This is a genomic window from Pseudomonas sp. RT6P73 (assembly GCF_054897715.1).
The window spans coordinates 69,603-96,091 of record NZ_JBUBUV010000003.1; the positions used below are offsets into that span (position 1 = coordinate 69,603).

Annotated in this window: 25 protein-coding genes; 15 read left to right on the forward strand and 10 right to left on the reverse strand. The window is 55.0% G+C overall.

Features of this window, described 5'->3' with window-relative positions; translation table 11 throughout:
• Positions 1 to 7: 7 nt before the first annotated feature.
• The 5 genes from ACYZT6_RS31420 to ACYZT6_RS31440 are packed head-to-tail and all read left to right on the forward strand — an operon-like array spanning position 8 to position 5,365.
• Positions 8 to 619 carry a type 4 pilus major pilin gene (locus ACYZT6_RS31420; protein WP_462030106.1) on the forward strand — a complete coding sequence of 204 codons (612 nt, stop codon included), beginning with the start codon at positions 8 to 10 and terminating at the stop codon, positions 617 to 619.
• 12 nt (positions 620 to 631) lie between these two features.
• Complete coding sequence (locus tag ACYZT6_RS31425) at positions 632 to 1,513, forward strand: ATPase, T2SS/T4P/T4SS family (protein ID WP_462030107.1); 882 nt, start codon at positions 632 to 634, stop codon at positions 1,511 to 1,513.
• Between the two features lie 11 nt (positions 1,514 to 1,524).
• Entirely contained in the window at positions 1,525 to 3,204 is a 1,680-nt protein-coding gene (locus ACYZT6_RS31430) for a glycine-rich domain-containing protein (protein ID WP_462030108.1), read from the forward strand.
• Between the two features lie 14 nt (positions 3,205 to 3,218).
• Entirely contained in the window at positions 3,219 to 4,904 is a 1,686-nt protein-coding gene (locus tag ACYZT6_RS31435; RefSeq protein ID WP_462030109.1) for a putative bifunctional diguanylate cyclase/phosphodiesterase, read from the forward strand.
• A complete protein-coding gene (locus tag ACYZT6_RS31440; RefSeq protein WP_462030110.1) occupies positions 4,904 to 5,365 on the forward strand; it encodes a lytic transglycosylase domain-containing protein in 462 nt (153 codons plus the stop codon). The genes ACYZT6_RS31435 and ACYZT6_RS31440 overlap by 1 nt, the downstream gene beginning before the upstream one ends.
• Before the next feature lies 1 nt (position 5,366).
• Here ACYZT6_RS31440 and ACYZT6_RS31445 read toward each other — a convergent pair whose 3' ends face one another.
• On the reverse strand, positions 5,367 to 5,624 hold the full coding sequence (locus ACYZT6_RS31445) for a helix-turn-helix domain-containing protein (protein ID WP_462030111.1): 258 nt from the start codon (positions 5,622 to 5,624) through the stop codon (positions 5,367 to 5,369).
• A gap of 911 nt (positions 5,625 to 6,535) precedes the next feature.
• On the opposite strand from ACYZT6_RS31445, the gene ACYZT6_RS31450 reads away from it, so the two are divergent.
• From ACYZT6_RS31450 to ACYZT6_RS31460, 3 genes are read left to right on the forward strand one after another with little or no spacing between them, the layout of a single operon-like run.
• Positions 6,536 to 7,096 (forward strand): hypothetical protein, encoded by a 561-nt coding sequence (locus ACYZT6_RS31450; RefSeq protein ID WP_462030112.1) that lies wholly within the window; start codon positions 6,536 to 6,538, stop codon positions 7,094 to 7,096.
• Positions 7,089 to 7,535 (forward strand): hypothetical protein, encoded by a 447-nt coding sequence (locus tag ACYZT6_RS31455; RefSeq protein WP_462030113.1) that lies wholly within the window; start codon positions 7,089 to 7,091, stop codon positions 7,533 to 7,535. Before ACYZT6_RS31450 ends, ACYZT6_RS31455 begins: the two co-directional genes overlap by 8 nt.
• Complete coding sequence (locus tag ACYZT6_RS31460) at positions 7,525 to 8,262, forward strand: prepilin peptidase (protein WP_462030114.1); 738 nt, start codon at positions 7,525 to 7,527, stop codon at positions 8,260 to 8,262. The genes ACYZT6_RS31455 and ACYZT6_RS31460 overlap by 11 nt, the downstream gene beginning before the upstream one ends.
• A gap of 839 nt (positions 8,263 to 9,101) precedes the next feature.
• Here the strand turns inward: ACYZT6_RS31460 and ACYZT6_RS31465 are convergent.
• From ACYZT6_RS31465 to ACYZT6_RS31505, 9 genes are read right to left on the reverse strand one after another with little or no spacing between them, the layout of a single operon-like run.
• Positions 9,102 to 11,492, reverse strand: a complete 2,391-nt coding sequence (locus ACYZT6_RS31465; RefSeq protein WP_462030115.1) for an ATP-binding protein — start codon at positions 11,490 to 11,492, stop codon at positions 9,102 to 9,104.
• Between the two features lie 18 nt (positions 11,493 to 11,510).
• Positions 11,511 to 11,837 carry a hypothetical protein gene (locus ACYZT6_RS31470; protein ID WP_462030116.1) on the reverse strand — a complete coding sequence of 109 codons (327 nt, stop codon included), beginning with the start codon at positions 11,835 to 11,837 and terminating at the stop codon, positions 11,511 to 11,513.
• On the reverse strand, positions 11,834 to 12,292 hold the full coding sequence (locus ACYZT6_RS31475) for a hypothetical protein (protein WP_462030117.1): 459 nt from the start codon (positions 12,290 to 12,292) through the stop codon (positions 11,834 to 11,836). Before ACYZT6_RS31475 ends, ACYZT6_RS31470 begins: the two co-directional genes overlap by 4 nt.
• A complete protein-coding gene (locus ACYZT6_RS31480) occupies positions 12,289 to 13,674 on the reverse strand; it encodes an ATP-binding protein (RefSeq protein WP_462030118.1) in 1,386 nt (461 codons plus the stop codon). Before ACYZT6_RS31480 ends, ACYZT6_RS31475 begins: the two co-directional genes overlap by 4 nt.
• A 9-nt stretch (positions 13,675 to 13,683) precedes the next feature.
• Positions 13,684 to 15,906, reverse strand: a complete 2,223-nt coding sequence (locus tag ACYZT6_RS31485; RefSeq protein ID WP_462030119.1) for a TraM recognition domain-containing protein — start codon at positions 15,904 to 15,906, stop codon at positions 13,684 to 13,686.
• A gap of 10 nt (positions 15,907 to 15,916) precedes the next feature.
• A complete protein-coding gene (dnaG, locus tag ACYZT6_RS31490; RefSeq protein ID WP_462030120.1) occupies positions 15,917 to 17,191 on the reverse strand; it encodes a DNA primase in 1,275 nt (424 codons plus the stop codon).
• Positions 17,192 to 17,242: 51 nt separating this feature from the next.
• On the reverse strand, positions 17,243 to 18,238 hold the full coding sequence (locus ACYZT6_RS31495; RefSeq protein ID WP_462030121.1) for a DsbC family protein: 996 nt from the start codon (positions 18,236 to 18,238) through the stop codon (positions 17,243 to 17,245).
• 3 nt (positions 18,239 to 18,241) lie between these two features.
• A complete protein-coding gene (locus tag ACYZT6_RS31500; protein WP_462030122.1) occupies positions 18,242 to 19,360 on the reverse strand; it encodes a secretion/conjugation apparatus DotM-related subunit in 1,119 nt (372 codons plus the stop codon).
• 9 nt (positions 19,361 to 19,369) lie between these two features.
• Positions 19,370 to 19,768: a lytic transglycosylase gene (locus ACYZT6_RS31505; protein WP_462030123.1), complete on the reverse strand. Its 399-nt coding sequence runs from the start codon at positions 19,766 to 19,768 to the stop codon at positions 19,370 to 19,372.
• A 140-nt stretch (positions 19,769 to 19,908) separates the two neighbouring features.
• Between ACYZT6_RS31505 and ACYZT6_RS31510 the strand changes: the two genes are divergently transcribed.
• The 7 genes from ACYZT6_RS31510 to ACYZT6_RS31540 form a co-directional block, all read left to right on the forward strand.
• Positions 19,909 to 22,428 (forward strand): type IA DNA topoisomerase, encoded by a 2,520-nt coding sequence (locus ACYZT6_RS31510; protein ID WP_462030124.1) that lies wholly within the window; start codon positions 19,909 to 19,911, stop codon positions 22,426 to 22,428.
• Between the two features lie 8 nt (positions 22,429 to 22,436).
• The gene (locus ACYZT6_RS31515; RefSeq protein WP_462030125.1) at positions 22,437 to 22,838 is read left to right on the forward strand and encodes a hypothetical protein; all 402 of its coding nucleotides are present in this window, start codon (positions 22,437 to 22,439) and stop codon (positions 22,836 to 22,838) included.
• 1 nt (position 22,839) lies between these two features.
• Positions 22,840 to 23,226 (forward strand): hypothetical protein, encoded by a 387-nt coding sequence (locus ACYZT6_RS31520; protein WP_462030126.1) that lies wholly within the window; start codon positions 22,840 to 22,842, stop codon positions 23,224 to 23,226.
• A gap of 60 nt (positions 23,227 to 23,286) precedes the next feature.
• Entirely contained in the window at positions 23,287 to 23,526 is a 240-nt protein-coding gene (locus ACYZT6_RS31525) for a helix-turn-helix transcriptional regulator (protein ID WP_307402592.1), read from the forward strand.
• Entirely contained in the window at positions 23,523 to 23,720 is a 198-nt protein-coding gene (locus ACYZT6_RS31530; protein ID WP_462030127.1) for a hypothetical protein, read from the forward strand. The genes ACYZT6_RS31525 and ACYZT6_RS31530 overlap by 4 nt, the downstream gene beginning before the upstream one ends.
• A 224-nt stretch (positions 23,721 to 23,944) precedes the next feature.
• Positions 23,945 to 24,250: a hypothetical protein gene (locus ACYZT6_RS31535; protein ID WP_462030128.1), complete on the forward strand. Its 306-nt coding sequence runs from the start codon at positions 23,945 to 23,947 to the stop codon at positions 24,248 to 24,250.
• Positions 24,251 to 24,399: 149 nt separating this feature from the next.
• Positions 24,400 to 26,489: Eco57I restriction-modification methylase domain-containing protein (locus ACYZT6_RS31540; RefSeq protein ID WP_462030129.1), on the forward strand; the 2,090-nt coding region annotated here is incomplete at its 3' end.

The window sequence follows — 26,489 nt, forward strand, 5'->3', positions numbered from 1 at the left end:
ATATCCTATGACCACCAACCCACAGCAGGAAATCAATATGGAAATCTCTAATGTGAACAACATGAAAAAAGGTCTGTCGCGTCTCGGCAAATCCAAGCAGGGTGGTTTCGGACTGCCGGAACTTGCAATCGTACTGATGATTGCCGCACTGATAGCCGCCGCTGCGTTTGTAGTTGTACCTCGAATTCTCGCTAGCGTTCGTGCGGGCAAGATTATTGACGAATTCAACACGGCGATTCCGTCTATACAAACGGCTTACCAAAACCAAACATCATTTACCAGCCTGACTACCGCGCAAGTAGCACAAAACGGTTGGCTGAGCAGCAGTTTTGTTGAGTTTGCAGGTGGCGTGCCTACCGGCAATTTGCTGACCCAGTGGGGCACACTCACTTTTGTTCCAATTTCGTCCGGCTCCCAGGGGCAAGGGACGATGAACAATATCCCGACAAAAGAATGCGTCAAAATCGGAACTAACTTCACCAACGACCTCTACCTGACGGCCACTATTAATGGTACGGCAGTTAAAACCGGCGTGAACAACGTTGATTTGACGGCAGTCGGTACCCAATGCAGCTCGACGGCAAACAACACCATCATATTCACCTTTGGCCGCGCGTAACTCACGATGACGATGCCTCTAATCACTGATGTGCACCTGTCAACTGACGGCCACGGCACGCCGATCATTTTTCCAGGGCAAAAACCGGCGGCAGCTGAACATCAAGAATTGATTGATCAGCTGGTTGCCGCTGTCTCCAATAACCCAGACCGGAAGAAAGTAAAACTTTCAGACGGCAGTCGTTGGCGGGTCCAACGCATGCGCAAAGGGCGTTATGCGCTTCGCGGTCTGCGGGAAACCTGTCCTGACATTGATAATTTGGGGTTGCCGCAATGGGTTAAGGCGCTGTTGCTCGGGTCGAAGTTACGTGAGACGGGTGGCTTAGTTTTCATTTGTGGTCTTACCGGTGCCGGTAAGACCACAACTTTCTCCGCAACGATTGCGGCCCGATTGCGCCTTCACGGTGGTTATTGCCTGACTATTGAAGACCCCCCGGAGGATCTGTTGGAAGGGGAGCATGGTCCAGGTTATTGCGAACAAATTGACGCCGACGAAGTGGGCGGATACGAGAACGCGATTCACGCTGCACTACGATGTTTCCCCGCTAAGGACTCGTCGATGTTGGGATACGGCGAAGTCCGCGATTCATCAACAGCTGCGCAGTTATTGCGACTTAGTGGTGATGGTCATCTGGTGTTAGTCACAGGGCATTCGAAGACTATTCCCGCGGGCCTTCAACGTTTGGCTGCAATGGCTCGGGCGGCCGGAGAAGAAAATGCCGATGAGTTGATAGCTACCAGTTTCCAACTGGCGGTGCATCAGCGCTTTGACCAAGAAGGCAAGTTGGTGGCCACCGCTTTGCCGCGGGATAACAAGGTTACTGCACTCATCAAAGAAGGCAACTTCGCTGCGTTAGCCCAAGAAGTAGATCGCGCGCAATACAGTAACCACTAGGACGGACGACGATGAAACGAAAACAAGCCGCGCACCTATCTCCTTTTCGGAAACAGGCCGGATTCTTAACAGCGCAACTGGCAATTGTAGTGCTGCTACTCTCCGTTATTTCCGCTTATTACGGGCAACGGTATGCGCAGGACACTGTGCGCCAAAGCCGTGATGATAGGGCTCGGCTTGTTGGGACGATGCTGTCAACGGTGAACGATGCGACGAAGACTTATGCAACAACGTTTTTCACGCAAATTCAGCTTGGACAGAGTGTCACGCGTAACGGTTACACCCTTCCGCCTGCGCGCCTCCTCGCACCCACCACAGCCGATCTAAACGCCCTCGGTTTTCTGGCTTCCAGGGCAGTGAACCCCGTTATTTATAACGGCCAATCCGTAGGTATAAAAGTTCAACTCACGGTGGACACCTCGAGCGGTTGCACGGTGCCGACCTGCAACCTGCCGTTCCAAGTGACGACAACGGTTCCGTTGCTTAATCCGAGCAACAACACGGTTGACATCCGCCGCGCGACAATTGCAGCCTCAACTGCTAGTCCTGGCAATGCTGGTGTGTCTATGCCGGCATCATTCGGAGGAAACCCTAGTCTTTTCGTTACTAGCAATGGAGCTCAAACTGGTACGAACCCCGGCGGCGTCGCCGGCCTTATTTCTGTAAGCAATGGCTACGATAGTTCAGGCTTCTTTGTGTTTGATCGCCGTGACGGCAGTCTTCCCAGAACGGGCGACATCAACATGCAGGACACGTCCGGCGTGAAACACAATATTAATAACGCCGGTAGTATTAACTCGGTTTCATCTGTTACGGGGACGCTGCAAGTTACAGGTCTTGCAGTTGAAGGGCAGGCCTGTACACAGATCGGTTTGATTGCAGCAAACTCCAGCGGAAAGCTGCTGGGTTGCAACGGCATTGTTTGGGGCAAAGCCACCGATATGCCGAATGCTCATCGTTACCTTTTTACTTCTTCAACTACCTGGACTGTACCGCAAGGGGTCAAAAGTGCATTGGTGACGATGGCCGGCGGTGGCGGTTCGGGTTATGGCTGGCGGTTCACAAGTCACTACAACACAGGCCCCTCAGGCGGCTTCGTATTCTCCGCACCTGTGAATCTCGTCGAGGGAGAAACGATGACAATTACGGTCGGAGCCGGTGGAATCGGTATGGCTCCATATGCTACCTCGACACCAGTTGTTGGGTATCCACAATATCGCGTTTATGCGCCACCCCCAGGCGATGACGGTCTTGGTGGCTACCCCGGTGGGGCAAGTATGCTGGTTTCGCCTAGCAAAGGAATTTTGCTTGAGTGCGACGGTGGCAGCGGTGCCACTCCGGGGGGAGTTGATAGTTTCACTGGTACGCCTGTACCCGGCAATGTACCCGGGGCGGTAGCCTATTCTGGATTCCCCTCTTATCCCGCGCCTAATCGCGTGGCAAGCGGGCCTTATGTAAATGCTGGTGGCCCCGGTGCTTGTGGTCCTAACAGCTACGGCATTGGCAACCCCGGTAACCAGAGTTACACCGTCTCTTCAGGTTATTACGTTGGTGGCATGTCGCCGTTCGGCTATGGAAGTGGCGGTGCTATTGGCGCTTCAGGCTGCTATGTAAGTCCAACCCAAATGGGTTCATGCATCAGCGCAACTAATGGCCGCGATGGCGTTGTTATGATCGACGTTCTTTATTGATGAAGGGGAAAAGCATGTTCAGAGAAATACTATCTAAATTGCCTTCGCCGGTACTCTTTGTCGGCTCTGGTCAAGATGAAATTACTTACGCAAACAATGCGGCTGTTCAGCTTTTCGCTCCCGCAGCGCTCGATCGGGTTCGCATGCATGATTTGCTCGTGGACGATCAGCAACGCTCAAAGTTTGACGCGTTTATTTCGGCGGGCGATGAAACAGGTGAATTTTTCTTCAATGCAACAAACAACGTGCAACCTGAAGGGTTGGACTATCCCGCAACGACAATTAAAGCTGTTGTTATGCGGTCCACGGTTGCAAATGGCATTGCCTATCTTATTCGTCCGTACGACGACAATTCGAACGCCGTCGGAGGGATGTGGCAAATAGCTCAATTTGATCCTTTGACCGGCCTACCGAATCGCGATCTCATGCGAGATCGGATGGAGCAGGCAATCCATGCTGCAAGCCGTTTGGACCAAGCATTCCTCGGGGTGCTGTTCGTGGACTTGGACCGCTTTAAGAAGGTCAACGATACGTACGGGCACGCGGCTGGGGATGCGGTCCTGGTGGAAGTCGCGAGGCGTCTACGGGGGTGTCTGCGGGAAAGCGATACTGTTGCTAGATTTGGCGGGGATGAATTTGTTGTATTGCTCAGCAATCTGCGCGCAACGGAAGAGACTGCGATTGTTGCCGAACGCATCCTGGACGCTTGTTCTCGACCGATTGTGGTCGGGGACAACATCTTTCAAATCAGTGCGAGTGTGGGTGTCGCTGCATGGCCTGGCGATGGGAAAACTGTCGATGAGTTGCTGCAGAACGCCGATCTAGCGATGTATAGCAGTAAGGGCGAGGGTCGAAATACCCTGCGGTTTTACAACGCGGAAATGAATGAAAAAGCAGAAACGCGCGCCACTGTCGAAGCTGAGTTGAAGGAAGCACTTCGGGACGGTGACTTTGTCCTGCATTACCAGCCGCAATTCTGTGCTCACACCAACCGAATCGTCGGGGCCGAGGCGCTGATTCGTTGGTGTCACCCAACGCGCGGTCTTATTCCGCCATCATCGTTCATTCGGTTTGCCGAAGAATCCAATTTGATCACTCCGATCGGTGACTGGGTTCTAAAAGAGGCTGTGCAGCAGGGCCGCCGCTGGAAGGACATGGGACTAAATTTGCGGGTCGCTGTTAATTTGTCGGGTCGTCAATTTGTGGATTCCTTGCCTGCTCGTGTGAATGAAGTCCTCGTGGAGTCTGGATTCCCAGCGTCGCTATTAGAGTTAGAGCTTACTGAAAGCTTCCTGGTGTCCGACACCGATAAAGCTGCGCGGATTTTGCATGCTCTGCGCGATCTTGGCGTGCGGGTAGCCCTGGATGATTTCGGTACCGGATGGTCATCGCTGAACTATTTAAAGAATTTCCCCGTGGACACGCTCAAAATTGATCGATCGTTTATTGGCTCGACCGCCAGTGAATTCGATGGACGCATCGTTCGGGCAATACTGGCAATTGCACGAGAGTTCAACCTCACCACACTGGCCGAAGGCGTTGAAACGGACGAACAATTGGCGAAGCTGCATGAGTTGGGATGTGACGCATGGCAAGGATTTCTGCTATCGAGCGCAATACCACCCGATGACCTGACCGACTTTTGCCGGCTTACGGATATGTCCATGAACCGATTCACTATGACCCAGGGGAGCCGGTGATGGACTTGTTAACGCTGGTGATGGTGTGCGCGCCTTTCGTGTCAAATAACACGATGCTTGCGGTTATTCATCAGGAATCGGGGGGCAATCCTTGGGCGATCGGCGTGAATGGCGACCACAAATTCCAAAAAGCCGGAAACTATTCGGAGGCGATTCTGGAGGCGAAGCGCTTGATTGCCAAGGGCGCCAATATCGATATGGGATTGATGCAAATTAATTCAAAAACGATGGTGAATCTTGGTCTTACAGTCGAGCAGGTATTCGACCCCTGTACAAACGCTTACGCTGGTGGAGTTGTTTTAACGCGAAACTACGTAAGGGCAGCCAAAATACACCAAAGCGACCAGGCTGCGTTGCAAGCGGCGCTTTCTGCTTACAACACAGGGGATTTCTCGAAAGGCTTTAAAAATGGATATGTGAACAATGTATTGAAGCATGCAGGAAAGTACCCCAACTACTGAACTACCCTTTCCTATTTTCCAGTTCGGCCTCTATGAGGGCTGAAAGTTGCGTCAACGATATATTCAGGACTTTGCAAAGGCGCATTAGTGTATCGAGCGTAGGGGAGCGTTTGCCTCGCTCAAGGAGGCTGAGAAACGACCGGTCCATTTTTGCCTCAAATCCTAACTTTTCTTGGGACAGCGCTAAGCCCTTGCGTTGTTCAGCAAGTACGCAGCCAAATGCGACGTTGTGGTCAAGAACCTTAGGAGTTGCTTTCAAAACATTGACCCACGAAACCAGGCCGGGATTGTCGGTTTTCTGACTAACATCGTCAGCGGACTATTGTCCGCAGCGGGATCATTCCGATTTTGCCACCATGACTTTTGTGTAGTTTACAGATATGGCATTGCGCTACTACCGCCTGTGCTAGCAGTTTTGACAGATGTTCAATGTGCGCCCGCTGCTGGACGTAGACCAAACCCGCCGCGCCGATCGGGCGCGGATCTGCTGGCCAACACCCTCACCCTCTCTTGGATATGCTTCACCGGCGATCGCCGGCCGTGCCGATTGGCACTGGCCTCGATCACCTGCAGCTGTCGGCATCGAGCAGCTGACCAGGTGCTGGCCCGGGCACGTCGACCGACGTGCACCAGGTGCGCGATCAGCCGCGGGAAAGAGCAGGGCAGGGCACGGCCACCTGGCGGTGGCCACCGGCGCCGCCGGCACCTGCAGGAGCACCGATCACCCACGAACCCCACCGCCTGCACGGGGATCCCCTGACCCATCCCCTAACACAGCCCGTGGATTTGTGGATGACGGCCAACACCGGCCGCCGGCGGCGACCAAACCCATCCCCCCGCCCTTCCCTCCAGGAAGGGAGCGAGTCGGCCTCTGACCCCAACGGCCATGGGGGAGAGGCAACCCCATGACCGCCGGTGGAGCCTTGATCACCAGCCACCTGGTAAAGGGACCGCTACGCTTCAGTCCTCACCCGTTCGGTGCTCGCCTGCAGGCAGGCAGGCTGCGCGCCGCGTGCGGCTTCCGGGCTGACCCTTGACCAAACGCGCGACCAATATCGTTCCGGATGCGCTGAAAAACACTCATAACAATCCGTATAATGGTTACAATACGGAATAATGCGTATTCAAATCTATTGGCAAAACTTGAATTGACCTAACGGAGGCTCAGCAATGCGCGAAAGGTATTTACTGGCATTAGTCAGCGCGGCATTAGCAAGCGTCAAATATCGAAGTGTTCGTCGCATCTATGAGCAATCGCTGTTCATTGGTCCGTGGACCCAGCTGCCTGATGGATCCTTGGCCCGGATGGGCAATGAGCGATGGAGCAACTCAACGGAAGACGCTCGTACCACTTTGGCCAAAATTCTTAGGGACGAGTCTTACTCAAGGTTTGTATACGCCCATCCTCGCGTTTCTTCAGATAGCCATCCAGTGGTCAGCGGGGAAGCACCCGGTGATGTAGCGTCACGCGTCGCATACGCCCATGCGCGTGACAGTCTGGTAGTCGCACTCCAGCATCTTGCTGAAATCAGCCTTGACGAAGAGCGTGACCCCCGCGCTTCCGCGTTGTACGAAAGTTTGGATCTACGTCACGAATTGCTGGATCTACTCGATCTCTCGTCTCATGACGTAACGACCTCATATAACCTCGGAGCTCAAGCAGTTGCATCCGACCCGATTGGAATCATTCGGTCGCTGTATTTGGCCGGCCAGAGGAAGAAGCATGCGTGAGTTTGAAGGTGTCCGGATCCTTGAAAGCGCCGATGATCTTTTGACCTTTATCAAAGAAGATCCGTTGGATCGACTGCTTGATTACCGGGGCGATCGCTTTTTAACCGTGGTGTCCATGAGAGCTCTCGGCGTCACCTCCATCAACCAGTATGTGAAAGCAAAACGGGCCGAACGAGACTCCGATCGTACTCATGACTGCACGCTCGCCGTGGTTGGAGTCAAAAACGGGATCGCTACTCACAACGGCGAAATCCCGCAGGACATCATGGCGCTCTGTAAAGCGGCCGAGGACCTGGCTCCAGGCCGATTACTCTCTTGGGCGGGCTATGAAGGCCTCTGCGTCCTCGCAAACCATCCTGATGCGGAAGTTGGTGAGGCCGAATGGTTCACTGCTGTTGGCACAACCAGCTCGATCAAGGAGGAAGAACATGCCAGATAGTTTGACTTTTTTTGCTGCTGTGTTTGCCATTGGGATCATTGCAGGTGCCGCTATCAACGTTGTCGTAGCCTGGTTACCTACGTACCTGTACGGGCAATGGGAGAAGGAGGCCCGGGACATTCTTGGGCTATCGGTAGATCATCCGTCTCTGCCTGAATTCAACAACCCTCACTCAGCGACGCGTCGAACGCTTGTTGTCATTGCCTGTGGTTTCCTGAGCGTTGGAGTTATTTACCGTTTCGAGCTTACGCTCGAAGGGTTGGCGTTCATTGTGCTGACGTGGTCATTGATCGCGGTAAGTTTGATCGATGCAGATCACAAGGTCCTACCGGATATAATTGTCCTACCGCTTGTATGGGTTGGGTTGATAGCGAATAACTTCGGTTTTTACACTACAAGCTCGGCGGCGTTGTGGGGGGCTATCGGCGGTTACATGTCACTTTGGATTGTCTCCTGGCTCTTTCGCATGGCCACCAGGAAGGAAGGTATTGGCCATGGCGACTTGAAGTTGATGAGTGTTATCGGGGCTTGGGGTGGCTGGCAGGTTCTGCCATTCACGGTGTTTTTAGCCGCATTATTCGGCGTCCTGGTGTATTCACTTAAACGAATTGTAAGCGTTCATTCCACCTCCGATTCGGCCGTCTTTCCGTTCGGACCCTACATTTCTGCTGCAGGGTGGGGTGTAATGCTCTATTCGATGGATGTGGTTTCATTTCTTATCGACTGATCCAAAACTCAATATCCCAAACAGCGCGGTTGTACCGGAGAGCGTTTTGTCAGTCCCGGCAGGGTGACAGACCACGACAGCTGATTAAGCGCTCTACCAGTGCAACTGTCTGAATCTTTGTTTATTCGATAAAATCCGCCGTGCCCGATCGAGCGCGGATCTGCTGGCCAACACCTCACCCTCTCCTGGATATGCTTCGCCGGCGATCGCCGGCCGTGCCGATCGGCACCGGCCTCGATCACCTGCAGCAGTTGCCGGCGCCGCCGGCATCGAGCAGCTGCCCAGGTCCTCGCCCGGGCGCGTCGACAGACGTGCACCAGGTGCGCGATCAGCCGCGGGAAAGAGCAGGGCAGGGCACGGCCACCTGGCGGTGGCCAGCGGCGCCGCCGGCACCTGCAGGAGCACCGATCACCCACAAACCCCACCGCCTGCACGGGGATCCCCTGACCCATCCCCTAACACAGCCCGTGGATTTGTGGATGACGGCTAACACCGGCCGCCGGCGGCGGCCAAACCCATCCCCCCGCCCTTCCCTCCAGGAAGGGAGCGAGTCGGCCTCTGACCCCAACGGCCATGGGGAGAAGCAACCCCATGACCGCCGGTGGAGCCTTGATCACCAGCCACCTGGTAAAGGGACCGCTACGCTTCAGTCCTCACCCGTTCGGTGCTCGCCTGCAGGCAGGCTGCGCGCCGCGTGCGGCTTCCGGGCCGACCCTTGACCCGTAGAAAGCACTAAAACGCCTCTGGCGCACTCGAAATGGTTTTGAGCGGGAATGAAAAAGGCCTGGAGCGAACGCAGCCAGGCCTGTTTGTAGTTACAAATGTGATTGAGGTAGAGCCTAAGCCACGTCGGTAGCCCGCCACTTCAAATATGCTTCGACGTTCCAGAACCCGGCAGCTGCCGCGTTCCTCTCCAGGGACCAAAGTGACTCACCTTCCTGGACAAGATCGCGGCAGTCTTCCGCGACCCGTAGCCGCGCATCACCTTCGGTACGCTCGGCTTCGGCTTGGGCTTCGGCCTCGAGCTCCATTTGCTCAAGCTCTTCGAAGGAGAGGTTTTCCTCAAGGTAATCGGAGAAGTCGTAATCTTCGTGCTGTGCTTCCCAGTCTTTTCTTTCCCAAGCAGCTCGGACTTCGTCGTCAGATCCAGTGTGATCCCAGACGGTAAAAAGGTGAAACACAGCTTTGTCGTCGAGCGTTTCTGGAGCGACACCCAGAATAGCCGCCGCATTCTTACGAGCCCACTCAAGCCAGGTTTCATGTTCTTTTGTCGCAGTTTCTACGCGCTCGCGGTTTTGTTTTTCAATCTCAGCCTGATCGAGCGCTGCGCGCTGGAGCACGGCTAACCAATCTGGAGGTTGAGGGCAAACACCACGGGAAATGAGTCCAGCGTTCACCACGTTGATAAGCGCCATGTTTTCTGCAGGGACTTCGGCCCGGACGAGGGGCTCCGCTGACAGGTCTTCAATTGCCGGCGAGAGCCCGCGCTTCACACGCCCGCTCCCTACACGATCGACCAGGTAGCGCTCTCTCCAGGCATTACCGCTGGCCTTCTTACCTTCACTTTCCATGCTGGTCGTGTATTTCATGAGCCACATGTGCATGAACCGCTGACGCTCTGGGCTCATTTGAATGGAGATGTCGTGATAGCGCTGATAGAACGCCTCATCATGGCCACACTCGAGACTATCGCCCTTGTGAGCAATTTCGTGCTCTACAAGTCCAAAAATGTAAGCCGCCGTTTTCAGAGGTTCAGCAATCAGACGCTTCACAATGCGGACATTAATTGCCAGGTACGAATCACCATCGGTCCAGGCTTCTGCTGAGTTTGACTCCCCTAAAAGTACGTGCATCCGAGGCTCATCGTAAGCCATTCGGCCATCGGTGTAGCGCTTCGCGCCAGAGCAAGCACCGGCATATTGCTGAATGCACCAACGCAAAGCCACCCATGCTCTACGTGTTTCTTTGTCAAGGGCGGTCTTTTCAGAAACGATTTGTGTCCGTTCGACGAACGCGTCCCGCAGAGTTGAAAAAGACACGAGCTCGGGCATTGGAAACCAGCGCAGCAAATCCTCTTCTGACCAGGTTTTACCATTCGTGAAGGCCTCGCTTACGTTGGCGATCGCCCGCTCTAAAACTTCCTGAAAGTCCTCTTGCCCGTTACATCCGAACCGTTCGAGTGTTTGTGGGTGTACAACTTGGATAATTCCGTCCCGGGCGATTGCCTCACCCTTTGGAACGTCATCACCATACTCAACGATGGTGATCTTGCCTTTGTGATCACGTCGAGCCTTACGGATGAAGTCCTGCAGCGTGACATGTCTTTTTCCAGGCAGCAGAGTGATCACTTCTTCTCGTTGGAAAATCGATGTGATTTGTGGGTCTCCACTGAGTAAAGCCCGAGCGTTTTTTTCGCGGCGGGCCTCGGTTTTTCTGTGATCGCCCAGGCGCGCTGATACTTCGTTTGCGAGCTTGGCGAACTGTTTTGCTATCGGTTTCCAAACTACGCAGGTCTTCCGCAAGATCTCGGTGCGCGAGACGTTGAGGTCAATTGCTTGTTTCGAGACAATAAGCCCGCCCGCCCCCCAGACGTGCGAGGAGTCGTGGCGTACCAACACGCCCTGGTTGTAGATCGAAACCGGACCTTCCTCTTTCGCGCGGTAATAGGCCCATTCATCCTCGAAATCCCATTTCTCACTGCTTGGATCGCGGGTGATGATCTTGCCATTGAGCTCTACAGCGATGGTGGTGTAACGCACCAGGTCACGGATTTCCTGTATTGCCGACATCAATTCGAGATCATTGAGCGGCTCGTACCAGTTGCCCTCGATCGTGCAGCCAGGGGTCCCCTCCGACAGATCATCGAGGTCGTAGTTGTACCCCATCGAGCGGGTATCAACGGTCATTTTCCAGCTGTTGGATGACCATTCTGTCGTTGCGTGAGCCATGATCTGCCCGCGTCCAAGGCGGAAGCGTCCGTACGTGGCATCCCCTTCCTGGTGCGGAGTGCCGAAACGACCGAAGTAGCGCAATACGTCTTCACGGCTCGCAAAGCCGCGCCCATCATCACGGCAATTGAAACCGCTTTTGGTCATCGATAGCCGTACTGATGTTGCGCCGGCGTCGACCGAGTTCATCAGCAACTCAATAATCGCCTTACCGATCGAACCGGCCTGGCTGTAAATGATGTGATGAATAATTTGTGGATCAAGTTCAAATGGCAGAATCATGGTGCACCTCTCAATCAATCATTGCACCACGATCGGCGGCACGACGACGCGCACCTGCCAATCGTGGGCCAGAACGGGGTTATTAAGGTTCAGGTAGGCCGAATGAATCTGGTGCTTGATGCCGAGCTCGCGGAGCATGCTTCCGGCGCCGGCACGAGCGCGTGCTTGCCTTACATCGTCGACGGGGGCATCCCAGTACAAGAGCTCGCCATCAGGCTCCTGCGTCACCGCAGTGACGCCTTGAGGCCACTCGGCAACCCTGTCGACGACATCTGCCAGTGAGAGCAAACTCGTCGGGCCGCACAGGTGTTTACCGACACCCAGGATCTCCGCAATCGGATTCATTTCGATGAACCCTTTGCTGCATCGATCCACCACGGCACCAGGTGCACGTTGATACATTCGTCGATCGACACCCGGTTGGCTTCGTAGAACGCGCGGTATTGATCAATGTGGCGTTCACAGAACGCCTCCAGATCCGCTTTTGCCAGGCGGGGTGAGAACACAAAACCAGGTGCCAGATCGAAATCGGTGATGAGCGCCGTACCGTCTTCGAACTCCTGCAGGCCGGAGCCCACCAGGTCCATGACTCTGGCAAGGTAGCCGCTGGAAAAATCGATTTGAATGGGGCCTGGTTCTCTTACCTCGCCCGGGATGTGCGCTTTCCCATCTTTCAGGTACGGGGCGGCCGTCACATGGATCAGCTGCTCGGCGTGAACAATCAGATCACCTTCTAGCAATTCCATTGCTGGTACAGCCGACCAACGATCGTAGCGAAAGCACTGCACGGAATGGCTCATACACGAGACTCCTTTTGCTGAAAACTGACTTGACGAAATGCCGCTTGTTGTCCTTTTTCAAGCATGCGTACCGCCCCGGTCTGCTGTGGTTTGAAGTACTTCAGGTCTTTTTCTTCAATGCGCAATTTGGAGGCGGCTTCCTTCCAGTCCGAAGTGGACAGATTCAACAACAACAGGGTGCCGGCGTTTTTGATGAAGTCTTGTGAGAAGTGCGCGGGCGACTGTCCGGCCAACAAGATGGCCAGACCGAACTTGCGCATTTCATTGACGATGACGTTGATCGGGTTGCTGCCGTCTTCGCTGTTGAATTTTTTTGATTCGTCGAGAACGATCATCCGCCGCAAGCGGCCGCCGGATTCGCCGCGCTGCATCATTTCGCGAATGATTGCGCGCATGCGGAAACGGACGAACATCTTCAGCTCATCTTCGGATTGGGCCAGGGGCTTGAGGATGTAACGCCGGATCCTGGCATTACCGAAGGGCGGCGGATTAGGATTGAAAATGCCCGTGGAGCTCAGGTTTTCCAAGCGCGTGATAACGCTCAGCAGCACATCTTTGCTGTTGTATTTGATTGCTTCTTCAAACTCACGGCCGGTGTCCATGCTGTTGACGAACGTCGTGAAGCTCTCGATGGACTTTGCCTTCGAGGTCTCCATGCGTTTTTCCATCTTTTCCAGCTCTTCGTCGTTGCCCCCACCCGAACGATTCATCTTCGTCCGGAGTAGATTCAGTGCGCCCTGCGCCTTGCAGTAGTCATCGAAAGCGCCCAGGGCATTACGTCCAGTTTCTTTATCTTCAACACCCATCCAAAGCGCCTTCAGCTTGCGTCTGGCAAACTGGATCACATCGTCGAGTGATGGGTACACGTCGCGCAGCCCGGACCAGTTTTTCTTCTCGATCATGTCGCGAATTTCGGCCTCGGACGCTTCACGCTTCACCCAGGACCGAGGGTTGTTAGAAAAAATGCCCTTGAGCATGTAGGTGTCTGTCAATAAGTGACGGAGCACACCTTCTTGGTTGCCGCCCAGTTGTCGAGAAGTGCTGTTGATCGCTTCGATCACATCGTTGACGGAGCGCCGCACGCCGCCGTAGTGCTGGTCAGTGTTGAGGACCAACGGGTTGAAGCCGTAGCGGGTCGCCTCGCTGAACATCACGGTGGACGCTCCCGGGATTTCGATATCGCCGTGGTAATCGAAAATATCGATCTCAACGTCATCAGGCATGCCGGTGACAAACTCGCGGATCCAGTGGGTTTTACCGGAACCCGACGTGCCAGCCACACCGACGTGGTGATTCGACACTTGGCTTTCCTGCCAGTAGACCGGGAGCTTGTTACCTCTGCGCTCTTCCCAGAAGTCGTTTCCAATCAAAATCTTGGACATGTTTATTCCTTATTCATCAGTGTCGTAGGCGGATTCGGGGATGTCTTCTTCATCCTCTTCCGGCGTCAATTCGTATGGGTCGTCGTGACGAGGTTCGTGCATGTATCCGGTCAGGCCTGCTTCTTCCGCGGCCTTCAATCCACGACGTGCGGCTTCGAACAGCACGATGCCGCGCTCGATCGGATTCACCTCGAAACGACGGATGTCGTTCATCTGTTCAGCGGCGGCTATCACGTGGTCGAGAATCGGGTCGACCAGGTTCGGGTAGTACGGTTTTTCTGAGCGCCGGAGTTGGGCGAAGATGTAGTCCGCAGAGGTAACGTCATGCTCGTCCAGCTTCACGGCCGAACGAGGAAGGCGGGCATAAACGGGGCGTTCGATCTGCAGGAAGCGGTTGATACGTGCCGACAGCTTCGCCGTTTTCTTTTCGTCGTCCGGGATATAGAACGAAGCGCTCGGAATAACCGCGTCTTTGAAGATCACGAGCCCTTGGCCAGAGTCCAACCCTTTCAACTCGCGAAGACTGACCCGATCGCGTTTTTCGATCGTCGCGGTACGATTATTGTCGTAGGAAGAAGAGAGCATGCCTTGTGTTGATTCATGCCCTGTAAGCACGCTGTAGTAAGCGTCGCCCCCGGCCTTTTTGATGAGTTCGTAGGTGTCTTCCGGGTCTTCCAGCGCCAATGTCCATTTGACTTTCGTGTTAGCGATCATCGACGCGGATTCTTCGCTCGCTTCGCCTCGTTTCAGGCCCTGGATGTCCTGAACAGCTGCGACCATCATGAATCCGAGTGATCGAGCCTGTGCAAACATCACCGCGATGCCGGCAGCGAAGTAGTAAGCCAGCTCATCGCTGATGATTACGTAAGGATTCGGCGAGTTTGTTGCTTTTGCATCCAGTACTTCTGCCTTTGTGCCCTCTAAGCGATAGCCAAGGTTCTGCGCCATCATCAGTCGAATCGACGAGATGTACAGCTTGCCGAGCGCCGCCGCTTCCGATGCTGACTTCTCGAGGGACGGGATCATGACGACAAGGATTCGGTTGTTGAGGAGCACATCGAGCATGTCGATCTCGGGGTACTTGTCCTCGAAGATGAATCCGTAGGTGTCCATCATCATGCCGAGCGTCCGCGCGAATTGGCCGGTCAAATACCCGTGCTGGTTGAATACCTCGGGATCCCACTGAGATGGGTCATTTGCAAGGCTTGGATTGAACCCGGGTAGGCCGGTTTCGAAATACGCTTTGATGGGGAGGAAGGCGAGTTCGGGGATCTTTCCCTCAAGACCTTCGATGTAGAACTTCACTAGGTTCTGCAGGGCCATGTAGTTACGGATCACTGCGATGGAAATATCGAGTTCACCCTTCGCCCGCTTGTAGCAAAGCGTGCGGATCTCAGCGTCAATCATGTTGAGTGCTTTGTCTTGCCACCCAGCACCATCACCACCGGCCTTAGGCTGCAAAGAAGCCATCAACTGCAGCAGAAAGTCGGCCGATCCATCAAAAAACGGATTCATGGAGTTGGACTGAGACAAGAATGCTTTGCCGGCGAAACGACCCTCCTCGCGGTCCACCATGACCTTGAAGGGGTCCATTCCGCCAGTCAGATAATTGAGTGCCAGGAAATCGTCTTCACGGCCCCTGCGGCGTGTCAAAGACCACAAGCAGAATGCAAGGTTAGAATCGGCCTTTCCGTCCCCGTAGCAAAATCCGCTGGCCCAGCAGAGGGCGTTGTAGCCGATTCCCATCAGGGTTTCACTTTTTCCGGAACCGGTGGTACCCCCGAGGAACAGGTGCGTGCGTGCGTCCGAGTTGTTCAACCAGAGCTCGCGACCTTGCTCTTCTTTATCTTCGGTACGGAAGAAACCCAAATAGAGAATTCCGCCTGCCGCGAGGTAACGACGGACTGTTTTGGATTTGCGGATCAGACCCCAGAGAGTGTTCTTCTCAACAAGCTCTTCGTAGAAATCGGTGGTATCGAGACCACCCACATCCTTCGGAAGGCGAAGCGGCATGTTGAACTCTTGGTCCTGGAAGGACATGAGCATGATCAACAAGACAACGATCCATACCGGCCAAAGCGCGGGAACGAACAGTTGCAATCCCGCGAAGGCAATCAGGAAGGTTCGGAAGTTTGCTGGCCGGTAAAGCCAGACCATCGAGCGTTGCCAAGGCGACCTGGTGTCGCGGGTTAGCTGCGACTGGTCAATTTCGTGTCTGCTGTCGAGTGCCATCGTTATCCCCTCAACTCAAAGGTACGCCGACCAGGTCTTCAAACTTCAGGCGCATCGCATGACGGAACATCAGCGCCTTGGTTGTCCTGGCCAGGATCGCTTTCGCTTTATTGGCAGCGGTGACTTGTTGCTCCGGAACAGAACGATCAAGCCTGTGCGCGACGTAATCGCAAAGGAACGTGCTCAATGGGCGTGCTGCAGCGAGCGCAGCTTCCCAGCCGGCAAGCCCGTGCGTGCGGATAAACGTGTCGGGGTCTTCGCCTTCTGGCAGGAACAGAAATTGCGCGGATTGCCCGTCTTTGATTTCTTCGAGCAAAACAACGGAAGCAGACAGCGCTGCGCGTCGACCAGCACGATCCCCATCGAAAGCGAACACGATTCGATCCGTATGGACGAACAACCGGCGGATCTGATCTTTTGTGATTGCGGTACCCATCGGAGCGACAACTCGTTTATCGCCCTCCTGGTGCGCACTGATAACGTCGATGTAACCCTCAACAGCGATCGCTAAGCCCGCTTTACGAATTGCTGCCTTGGCCTGGAATAAGCCATACAACTCTTTGCCCTTGTGGAAGATTTCTGTTTCCGGGCTGTTGAGGTACTTCGGTGCCTTGTCCGGGTTCGCCAACAGGGTTCTGCCGGCGAAGCCGATGAGGTTTCCGCTTTCGTTGTGAATGGGAAACATAATTCGCTGACGAAATCGGTCATAAATTTCGGTGTCGTTGCGGGCAGCCAGGCCGGCGCCGATCAAAACTTCCTCACCCGATTTAGACAGCAGACCGATGACGCCCTTGGTCACCACGCCAAGCCCGAATTCTTGGATCGTCTCTTCTTTGAGTCCACGCGAATCGTGCAGGTACGACCGCGCTCTAGGACTTTTCGCCAATCCGCTTTGATAGATGCGGGCAGCTTCTTTGAGCACTTGGTAGTAACGGCCCAACCGCTGACGTTTCTCCTTATCATCGGTCCCGTCGACCTCAGCGGCCGGGAGTTCAACACGGTATTCTTCCGCGAGCTTCACGACGGCATCGTAGAAGCTCAGGTGAAACCGCTTACGCATCCACTGGATCGCGTCACCCTTGGCAGGGCATCCGTAGCAGCGATACGTATTGCGCTCCGAGCTGACCGTGAACGAACCACGCTTTTCGTCGTGGAACGGGCACAGCGCGGTGAAACTGCGGCCCGAGCGCTTCAGTTTAATTTCGCGATTGATCAGTTCCGGAAGACTGATTTGGTCTCGAAGTTTCTCAAGGAAGGCGTCGTTGAACCGTATGAACTTAGCCATGACGAGAGCCGTCCTGGATCCGCACGGTGAAGACGTTGCAGGGCTTGACCATTAACGATTTGCTCCCGCCGACGTAGCGATCCATTGCGTGATGTTTTCGGCGGTCGCTCGTTGATTTGACGGGAACTCACGTCCCTGCGAGTTGATGATGACAGGCGTTCCCTCGAACAGCATCGCCCGGAAAAATTCGTTATTTGCTGCGAGCACCTCAGATGCTTGCTCACACGAAGCTGGATGCTTTTCGCGGGTGCTGCTGATGGCTTGTTTCCAGAGGCCCGCGCGTGTATTAGCCTCACTGCAAAGCATTGGGCCAAGCTGCTTTATCGAGTCGTCGCCGCCGATCACGGATACCGGAAACAAATGGATCGTGTAGTCATCGGTCAACTTTTCCAGTTGAGTTTCCAGGCGTTGGCAGTACGGGCAGAGAGGGTCAGAAAAGACATAGAGATCGCCCTTGGGACCACTCGATAGCTGGATGCTGTATTTGTTCGCAGCCACGCCATCTCGCAGCGCATTCGCCAGAAGCTTGCTGTCCGGACGAGGTTTTGCCGGCTTAGGCAATGACTCTGCAGCCCGCCGTTCGCTCGCCATACTCGCTACTGCCAGTTCCGGCGAAAGCGGCGAAAGATCTGAATGCTGAACCGCTACCAGTGGCAGGCCAGCCGGTACAGCACCAGGAGCGACTGCCGCTGTAACCGCGGCGTTTAGCGATACGACAAGGATGAACGCCAGTAGTGGGCTCAGCACCCATTTGATTGCGCCTTTGTACCAGGCCGTCAACCGACGCTTTTTTGCATACCGATTGAGCTGATGTTGCAGATGGGCGAAGCCGGCGCTCGCCAGTTGTTCCGTGCCGAAAGATTCGATGGTCTGTACTACGTCAGAACCATGTCGTTGCACGGTGATCGCTTTTTCACCCTTCTGCAGACAGAAACTAACACCTTGGGTCGCCAGATCGATCGTCGAGATCGTCTGGCTCTCACCGGTGCTACCGAAATGAACGAGCATCGAATGCTCAACCACACGCACGTTATCGTTGCTTTTCACAGGTCATTCCTCGGTAGCTTTCGGGGCCAACAGGCCGATCTTGATCAGGTATTTTTCGATGCCGTCTATGGCGTCATCGATATAGGGTTCAACAAGCCGGTAGCCTGTATCGAAGGCGTACTCTTCCCAGAGCGTTTGGGTGAACACCGCACATGACTCAAGGAATGGCCCTTTCCGGCCAGTAGTATTCAGGGCGTACCAGAGCCCACGATCCATGCCTTTGAGCCAATGGAAGTGGGAGGAGGGGAGCTTTCCGCTCAGCATGGCTTTCGCGTGCATGGCATGCAGCATGGACCGGGGATAGCTATGCTTTTTCAGCCAGTCGTCAGCTTCTGGATGAGCTGAATATTTTTTGAAGGCCTTGTCCGCTAAAGAGAGATCGGGGTAGCCCTTCTTTCCCTCGAACGTATGTGTGTGGCATGACCGGTTCAGCGCATCGAGAAGGTCTTGAGCTTTTTTCAGATCTTTGCCGTTGGAGAGCAGTCGCGCGCCGAACACTGCAAAGAGGGCTTTTTCGTGGGGTTTCAACTGATCCAACGAGGTTATTGGTTTGCCCAGATCCAGAATCAACATCGACCTGATTCGATCGCGGTCGAGCTGACCGTTGACGAGCAGTCCCTTGGCCTCGACCCATTCTTCAGGGTTGATCGAGGATTTATGTTCTTCCGGATCAGTGTTGAGCAGATCGCCGTAGTACAGCGACGGGATCACACCAGGTGAGTGGTTGGACATGATCCATGGCAGGGTCTCTGCCGTGATTTTCCGGCGCGTTTTGTAAGCAGGATGGGTCGTCGCTAGCTTGATTCCGCGCAGTGTCATCAGCAACGGAATCACGATAAAGAAGTAGCCTGTTTTGTTCAGCACCGCGAAAAGTTGCTCGAAAGTCACGAACGATGGCTGACCAGCCAGAATCGCAGCCTCTTGCCGCCAATGGCGGATGAACTCAGGCATGAAGGGCCAATCGAATACAGCTAGCTGATACCAAGCCCACTTCAAGCCCTGATACGCGAAATAGGTGTGTTCCATGTACCAGACGGCAACGCACACGCCGATGACAATGCCTACCAGCGCAATATTTAACATTCCGCTGTCGTCGCGTTTGATTTCGCTCTGACCACTCATAGGCTCACCTCAAAAACTCAACGGCTTGGCATTCGAGCGATCTAGATACTGCACACGGATCGTCGGGATGTTGGTGAAGGGATCGGTAGCCTCGACCTGTGATCGGTCAAAGTCCTGCTCCTGGCTGAAGCGCAGGATGTAAGCAGTCGCACGGGCTCCCCAGCATTGATCGCTTGCGAGCGCACCAGGTGATGTCCCGAACTGAACTTCAAGTTGTTGCACCCAACGCAGGCCAATGGGGTAAACCCCGTTGGCCTTCTTCCTTGATGGCTCAGCAGTCCGGCGGATTACCCGCTCCACGACAGCTTGTCGTCGAGCAAGGAGTGCAGTGAGCGGTACGGAATAATCCCGTGCTGCCTGGATTTCGCAGGCCGCTACCGGGGGCAACGCGGGGGGCATTTCTACCATCACTGATCCTCTCTGCATCGGGTGCATTGGGTGCTTAATTATTTTGTATGGTATATATTCTACAGAATATCCGCAAGCAACCAACCCATACATACATGCACCCATGGGGCAGCATTGCCCCGCCGCAACGAGAGGAATTCATGGCGAATGATCAAAAGGTTCTCCTGGTCGGAGAGAAGAAATCACTCATCGAGGCCGTGCTGAATGTGTTGCCTGGCCGCAATGATGAGGAGGCGAGAACGCACATAATTCGTGGCAACTACCACTGCGTATGGCTGACTGGCCACGCCTATGAGCAAGCGAAGCCGGATCATTACCTTCCCGAAGACCTTCCGAAAACCGCGAAGGGAAATAAGGTCTGGCGCAGCCAGGATCTGCCAATCATTCCCCAGCAATGGGTATTGATCCCCAAGGATGCGAGACGTCCAACCCTGGCGAAACTCAAAGAGTTCCTAAAGGTCTGCGACGTGATCTATCACGTCGGCGACCCCGATCAGGAAGGGCAGTTGCTGGTTGATGAGGCGCTGCAGTTCCATGGCGTCGATGTCTTCCGTACTACCAATCCCATACAGCGCGTTCTGATCAACGACTACAACCGCTCGAAGGTAGAGCACGCTCTGGCCAATCTCCGCGACAACAACGAGGAAATGTTCCAGGGATGGCACCGATGGGCTCTTGCTCGGGGTCGTTACGACTGGTTGCTTGGCCTCAACGCGACGAGAGCAATGACACTGCGAGGTCGTGAGCTCGGTTACGACTCAACACTGCCCGTTGGCAGCGTTCAAACGCCTCTGCAATTCATCATGCGTGAGCAGGAGCGCAAGATTGAAGGCTTTGTGCCGCAGACGTTTTTCAAACTCAAAGCTCAGATCCAGCATGCCAATGGCCTTTTCGCCGCGCGCTGGAAACCTGCCGAAGGGCAGGAGGGAATCGTCGATGGTCGTTTGGTCGACGCGGATCGAGCAAAGGGCATCGCTGAACGCGTGAAAGATAAGCCCGCCCGGGTTGAGCTCTACCAGGTTGAACCGAAAGACCAGCAGCCGCCATTGCCATTGGCAATGGACGAACTGCAGATGGAGGCGTTTTCGCAATTCGGCTACACCGGCGCCCAGGTCATGGAGGCTGCGCAACAACTCTACGAAGCCTACAAAGTTGCGACCTATCCTCGATCAGATGTGCGTTACCTGTCTGAAGCCCAACACCAGGGCGCACCAGAAGTCATTGAAAGCGTGCTCGGTATCCGTCCGGACCTGACTCACCTGCGCGACAAAATCGACCCTTCGCGCAAGTCCGGTGCCTTCGACGACAAGAAGATGGTGAACTCGAAAGGAGAGCCGACCCCGCACCACGGTATCGTGCCGACCATACCGGAGAATCCGGTTACGCCAAGCCAGTGGACGGAAGTCGAGCGAAACGTCTACGACTTGATTGTTCGGTCCTACTTGGCGCAGTTCGCAGGTCCCTATCAGTACCTGAAAACGAGTATCGAGGTGTCAGTCGAAGGCGAGGTTTTCGCTGCGTCAGGTAGCACGCCAGTTAAGCCGGGTTGGAAAGACGTGTTCACCGTTGCAGATGATGCAGAGCCTTCGGACGACGCAGAGGACGACGACAAGCAGGTACTACCTGCCATGGCAGAAGGAGACTCCGCGCATTGCAATGGTTGCGAGGCGAAGACCGCAAAAACCACACCGCCGCCGTATTTCGACGACAAGATGCTGATCGCCGCCATGAAGAACGTACATAAGTACGTAAGCGATCCCGTGGCGCGTGCGCGACTTAAAGAAGGTGACGGCATCGGCACCACCGCAACACGAGCCCCGATGATTCAGGAGATGAAAGATCGCCAGGTGATCATTCCGCTCAAGCCCGGAAGCCGCAAGCTCAGGACTTCGGATCAAACAAGGGCGGTCATCGATGCTTTGCCGCTCGAAGTCAAAGATCCCGCGCAAGCCGGCGTTTTCAAGTCGATGCTCGACCAGGTATCGACCGGCGAAGTTAGCCTGGACAAGTTCATGGCTCAGACAGTCGAGTTTGTACGGTCGATCGTGCAGCTCGCTGCAACAGCTGAGATGCAACTGCCGGTCAAGCCCAGCAGTACGAAGGCTCCGTGCCCGCGCTGTCAGGCTAGTTTGGATGAAGATCGCCGGACGATTTTCTGCAAATCATGCGATTTCAAGTTGTGGCTGGAAGTCGCTGGACGGACGCTCAAGCCGGCGGAAATTGATACCCTTCTTCAAGGCAAGGAGACGGCGCTGCTGACGGGTTTCAGTTCCAGCAAAACGCCCAAGTCGAAGTTCTCGGCGAAACTGAAACTCAATGTCGAGTTGAGCAAGGTGGAGTTCATCTTTGAGCAGCGCGCCGCGCCGCTGCAGGAGGGACCGATTACAGCGCTAGCGGCCCCATGTCCAAAGTGTCAGGGCACTTTCGAGAACAGGGCAGGGGTGTACGCCTGCACCACCGCCGGCTGTCTCCAAATTCGCAAAGAGATCGCCAGCCGAAAGATCCAGGTAGACGAAGCAGAGTCGCTGTTGACTCAGAGAAAAACCGCTTTGTTGAAAGGGTTCCAGAAGACGAAGCCACCTAAGCGTGCGTTCTCAGCGTACCTGGTACTTGATGTCGCGGCCGGCAAGGTCGAGTTTGAATTCGAGCCGCGGAAGTGAGGTAGCCAATGATGAAGCCCAAAACGCGCTTGTGGTTGCCTGTGGTCGCGATCCTGATTGCTCTCGGCGTCACTGGCTGTGAGAAAAAGCAGACAGAGCAAACCGATCCGAGCGGCACTACCCGGCGACTCGTGCAGGGTATGCAGGTGACTTTCTATGAGATCGAGCAAGGTGAGGAGCGCTGGTTTGAGGTCGATATTGCTGTCGACGGCAGCCGATCGTTCCGCATGCCGGTGTTTTTTACTGAGAACGGGCAGCTCGTGGCAGTTGCCGCAGAAACTGCAAAGCAACGAGTCGACGCCTGGCTCAAGCAGCGAGCAATGACTGTGGCGGCACTCAGCAGTATTGGGCTTCACGAGGGACAGAAATCGCGCTACATCACCATCAGCGAAAAACCTGGGGGACACTAAAATGGAATTCCCGCAACTAGAGGCTGTTCCGGCCTATCACGCAACGACAATAGACGGTCGAACGGTGCCTTTCATCATTGCCATTTTGCTTTATGACAGTGAGGGCAACCCTCGATTGACGCCAGCCGTCGAGCGTTCCATCGACCGCACGATCGACGTAACAGGCCGAGAAGGTCTTGCGCGCGCGACGATTCGCGAATCAGAGAACTTGTACGACACCGCGTCCCAGTATCTGGAGCGAGCCATGGATCTGGATGGGGCGATCGTCCTATTCCGCTGTGAGAGCCCAGAGTTGTGTGAACGCCTCATGGCGCATTTCAACACTCACTACACCTTGAGCATGGTTCAAGAGAAGGTCGCGAGCGCAGATGAAGAAAAACTCCCGTGACCACTTTACAAGATGCCCTTTTAGGGCAATGATGCACCTCAAGGGCATTTAGAGATCAGCATGAAAAACAATCAGTGCAAAGCAGCCAGGGCACTACTGGGCTGGAGTCAGCCGGATCTTGCCCGCGAGAGCAAAGCCGCTCTGCGGACAATCAAGAATTTCGAGTCAGGGAAGGTGGAGCCCCAAAAATTGACACTCCTGGCACTGATTGGTGCTTTTGAGCGTCACGGCCTGGTAATGCTGAAAACCGGTGGGGTGGATTATTTAGCGAGCGCGCATGAAGGAGGTTCTGACCAATGAAGAAGCACCTAGGGATCCTGCTGCTGGCCATCTTTGCATTGTCGCTCAGCGCTTTGTTCTTGTTCGCCGGCTTTAACGTACCAACCCACCCATCCAGCGCGAACTGGCTGCGATTCGGAGTGATTAATCTGGGGATTTTCGGGCTTCTGGCTTGGCGTTACTACTTCCTAAGGCCATCTAAGCGCGGCACCTGACCTAGTAACTACAGGGCTCGCATGCGCGCGGGCTGGTTTGTTGGGAAGTATTTTGTATACTGCCTACAATACAAACCATGTAGGAGCGTAGGCAGTGGCACGACGTCGACAACCCAGTGAGAACCTTGACCAGTTCTCGTTCGATTTCACCTTCAACAAAACATTAGAAACCATCCAGGTTCTCGAAGCCGAGATGGACCACGATGACGACCAAGGAGTCACCCATGCTGATCGGACAACAACAACCGCTGGAAATCGCCTCGAAAATCTTGAAAGCGGAAACGCTTCAAGCAGTCCGGAGTTCTCCCTCGTACAGCCTGCAGGGCTGGAAGATCCTCGACCGTTGGGCGTTCAACACTCCGGATCGGCTGGTAGCCCTGGAAGCGGAGGGAGAAGTGATCTTGCTCGGCCGCTTGCTGGAGCAACAGACGATCGAACAGAACGTGCTCGATCAAGCGTTCGAATTGCTGCAGGCGGGCAGCGCGGCTCACGAGATCCTCGCGCAGAACGAGATCAATACAGAGCTGTAGCACCGCGCAACTACACCATCAGCGCAGACGACAACCTCGGCGACGGTGGTGCAAAAGCCAAATTCAAGGACAACATCGCTGCAATCGAGCTCCTCAAACAGCTCGCGTCTGAATCCCGATCGGCGACGCCGCTCGAACAAGCCACGCTCGTGCGCTATGTCGGTTGGGGTGGCCTCCCGCAGGCCTTTGACCACCAGAACAACGACTGGCAAGTGGAATATCGCCAGTTGTCTGAACTGCTTACCCAGGACGAGTTCGAGCGCGCCCGACGCTCGACCCAGGATGCCCATTACACCTCCGAGGTGATCATTGGGGGCATTTATCAAGGCCTCCAGCAGATGGGCTTCGACGGCGGCAAGATCTTTGAGCCAGCCGCCGGCACCGGCAACTTCATAGGTTTGATCCCCACAGCGTTGCGTGAAAAATCGAAGTTCACCGCCGTCGAGCTCGACCCTCTCACAGCGGACATCGGCAAGCAGCTCTATCCCGAAGCCACCTACATCAACAAGGGCCTTCAGGACGTTGTGATTCCAGCAGGTTACTTTGATGCGGTCATAGGCAACCCGCCGTTTGGCAGTCAGTCACTCTACGACCCGCATCACCGCGATATCAGTGGATTCTCGATCCACAACTACTTCCTCGCCAAGTCACTCGACAAACTCCGCGAAGGCGGCGTGATGGCCCAGGTTGTAAGTCGCTATTTCCTTGATGCTAACAACTCTTCCGCCCGGTCGTATATCGCCGACAAAGCCCATTTTCTCGGGGCTATCCGCCTGCCAAACAATGCGTTCAAACGCAACGCGCTCACCGAAGTTACCACCGATATCGTGTTCTTCCGCAAGGCGGCCGCCGGCGAAGAAACGGATAAGGGCTGGGTGAATGTCGGTGAAATACGTGACCGTGAGACAGGTTCGCCAATCACCCTCAACCAGTACTTCATCGAGAACCCGCAGCAGATGGCCGGCACGATGGTGCTCGCTCGCAACATGCACCGTGAAACTGCAGAGCTTGTGGCAGAGCCAGGTCAGAACCTGGCCCTGGCGATCGCCGAGCGGCTATCCGTGCTACCGGTGAACGGATATACCCCCGCCCGAAATCCAGGCGAACGCGTTAACTCTGATGCTCCGGAAAAGCCAGCCCTGGTGCTACCTAGTGCGCTAAAGGTCGGTTCGTTTTTCCTTATTCCAGATGGGCGTATCGCCCGTCGCTTGCCCGACTTGCTGGCAGACCACGACTACGTCGTCATCGAGCCAAAGAATGAACGTGCCGGCGAACGCGTCAAGGGCATGATCCAGATACGTGAAGCCTTGCGTGATCTGATGCAAGGAGAGCAGTCGGACTCTTCAACTGACTTCGAGCTGGCCAGCAAACGCCAGGCGCTGAACCAGGCTTACGACCTGTTCCTGCGCAAGTTCGGTCACGTCAGTGCCCAGGCCAACCGTCTGGCGATGAGTGAAGATCCTGAATATCCACTGATCCACGCCCTGGAGAGCGACTACGACAAGGGTGTGTCGGCTGAAACGGCGAAGAAACACGGCGTAGATCCCCGCGCGCCTTCGGCGAAAAAAGCGGCGATCTTCTCCAGACGAGTGATGAGCCCTCGCGTAGAAGTCACCCAGGTTGAAACGGCCAAGGACGCCCTGGTTGTCTCTATGAATCAGTCCGGACGGATCGACCTGTCGAGGATGATGAGGCTTTCCGGCAAACCTGAGGACGAGCTCATTGCCGACCTGAAGGGGCTGATCTACCAAAACCCGTTACTGCAGCGCTGGGAAACAGCCGACCAATATCTCTCTGGCAATGTGAAGGACAAGCTGAAAGCAGCAGTTGTCGCAGCTGAGCTCAATCCGCGTTTTATCGAAAACGTCGAGGCGTTGCGAGCCGTTCAACCAGCGGACATCGAACCCGTGGACATTCGGGTGCAACTCGGGTCCACCTGGGTACCCGACTTAGACGTGGAAGAGTTTGTCAGGCATTTGCTTGGCCGCGTGGCCTGCAGGGTTTCGTACCAGCCGTCTCTGGGCAAGTACATGGCCAAGATCGGCGCCGCCGATCACACCACTGGCAACGTAACGTGGGGTACCGATCGCTACCCGGCGCACCAACTCGTTGAAGCCATACTGCTGGGCCATGCGATCCAGGTTCGTGACGAAGTCGGCAAGGATGATCGTGGCAACAAGATCTACCGAATCAACGACGTTCAGACGGCAGCGGCAAATCAGAAAGCGGATGAAATTCG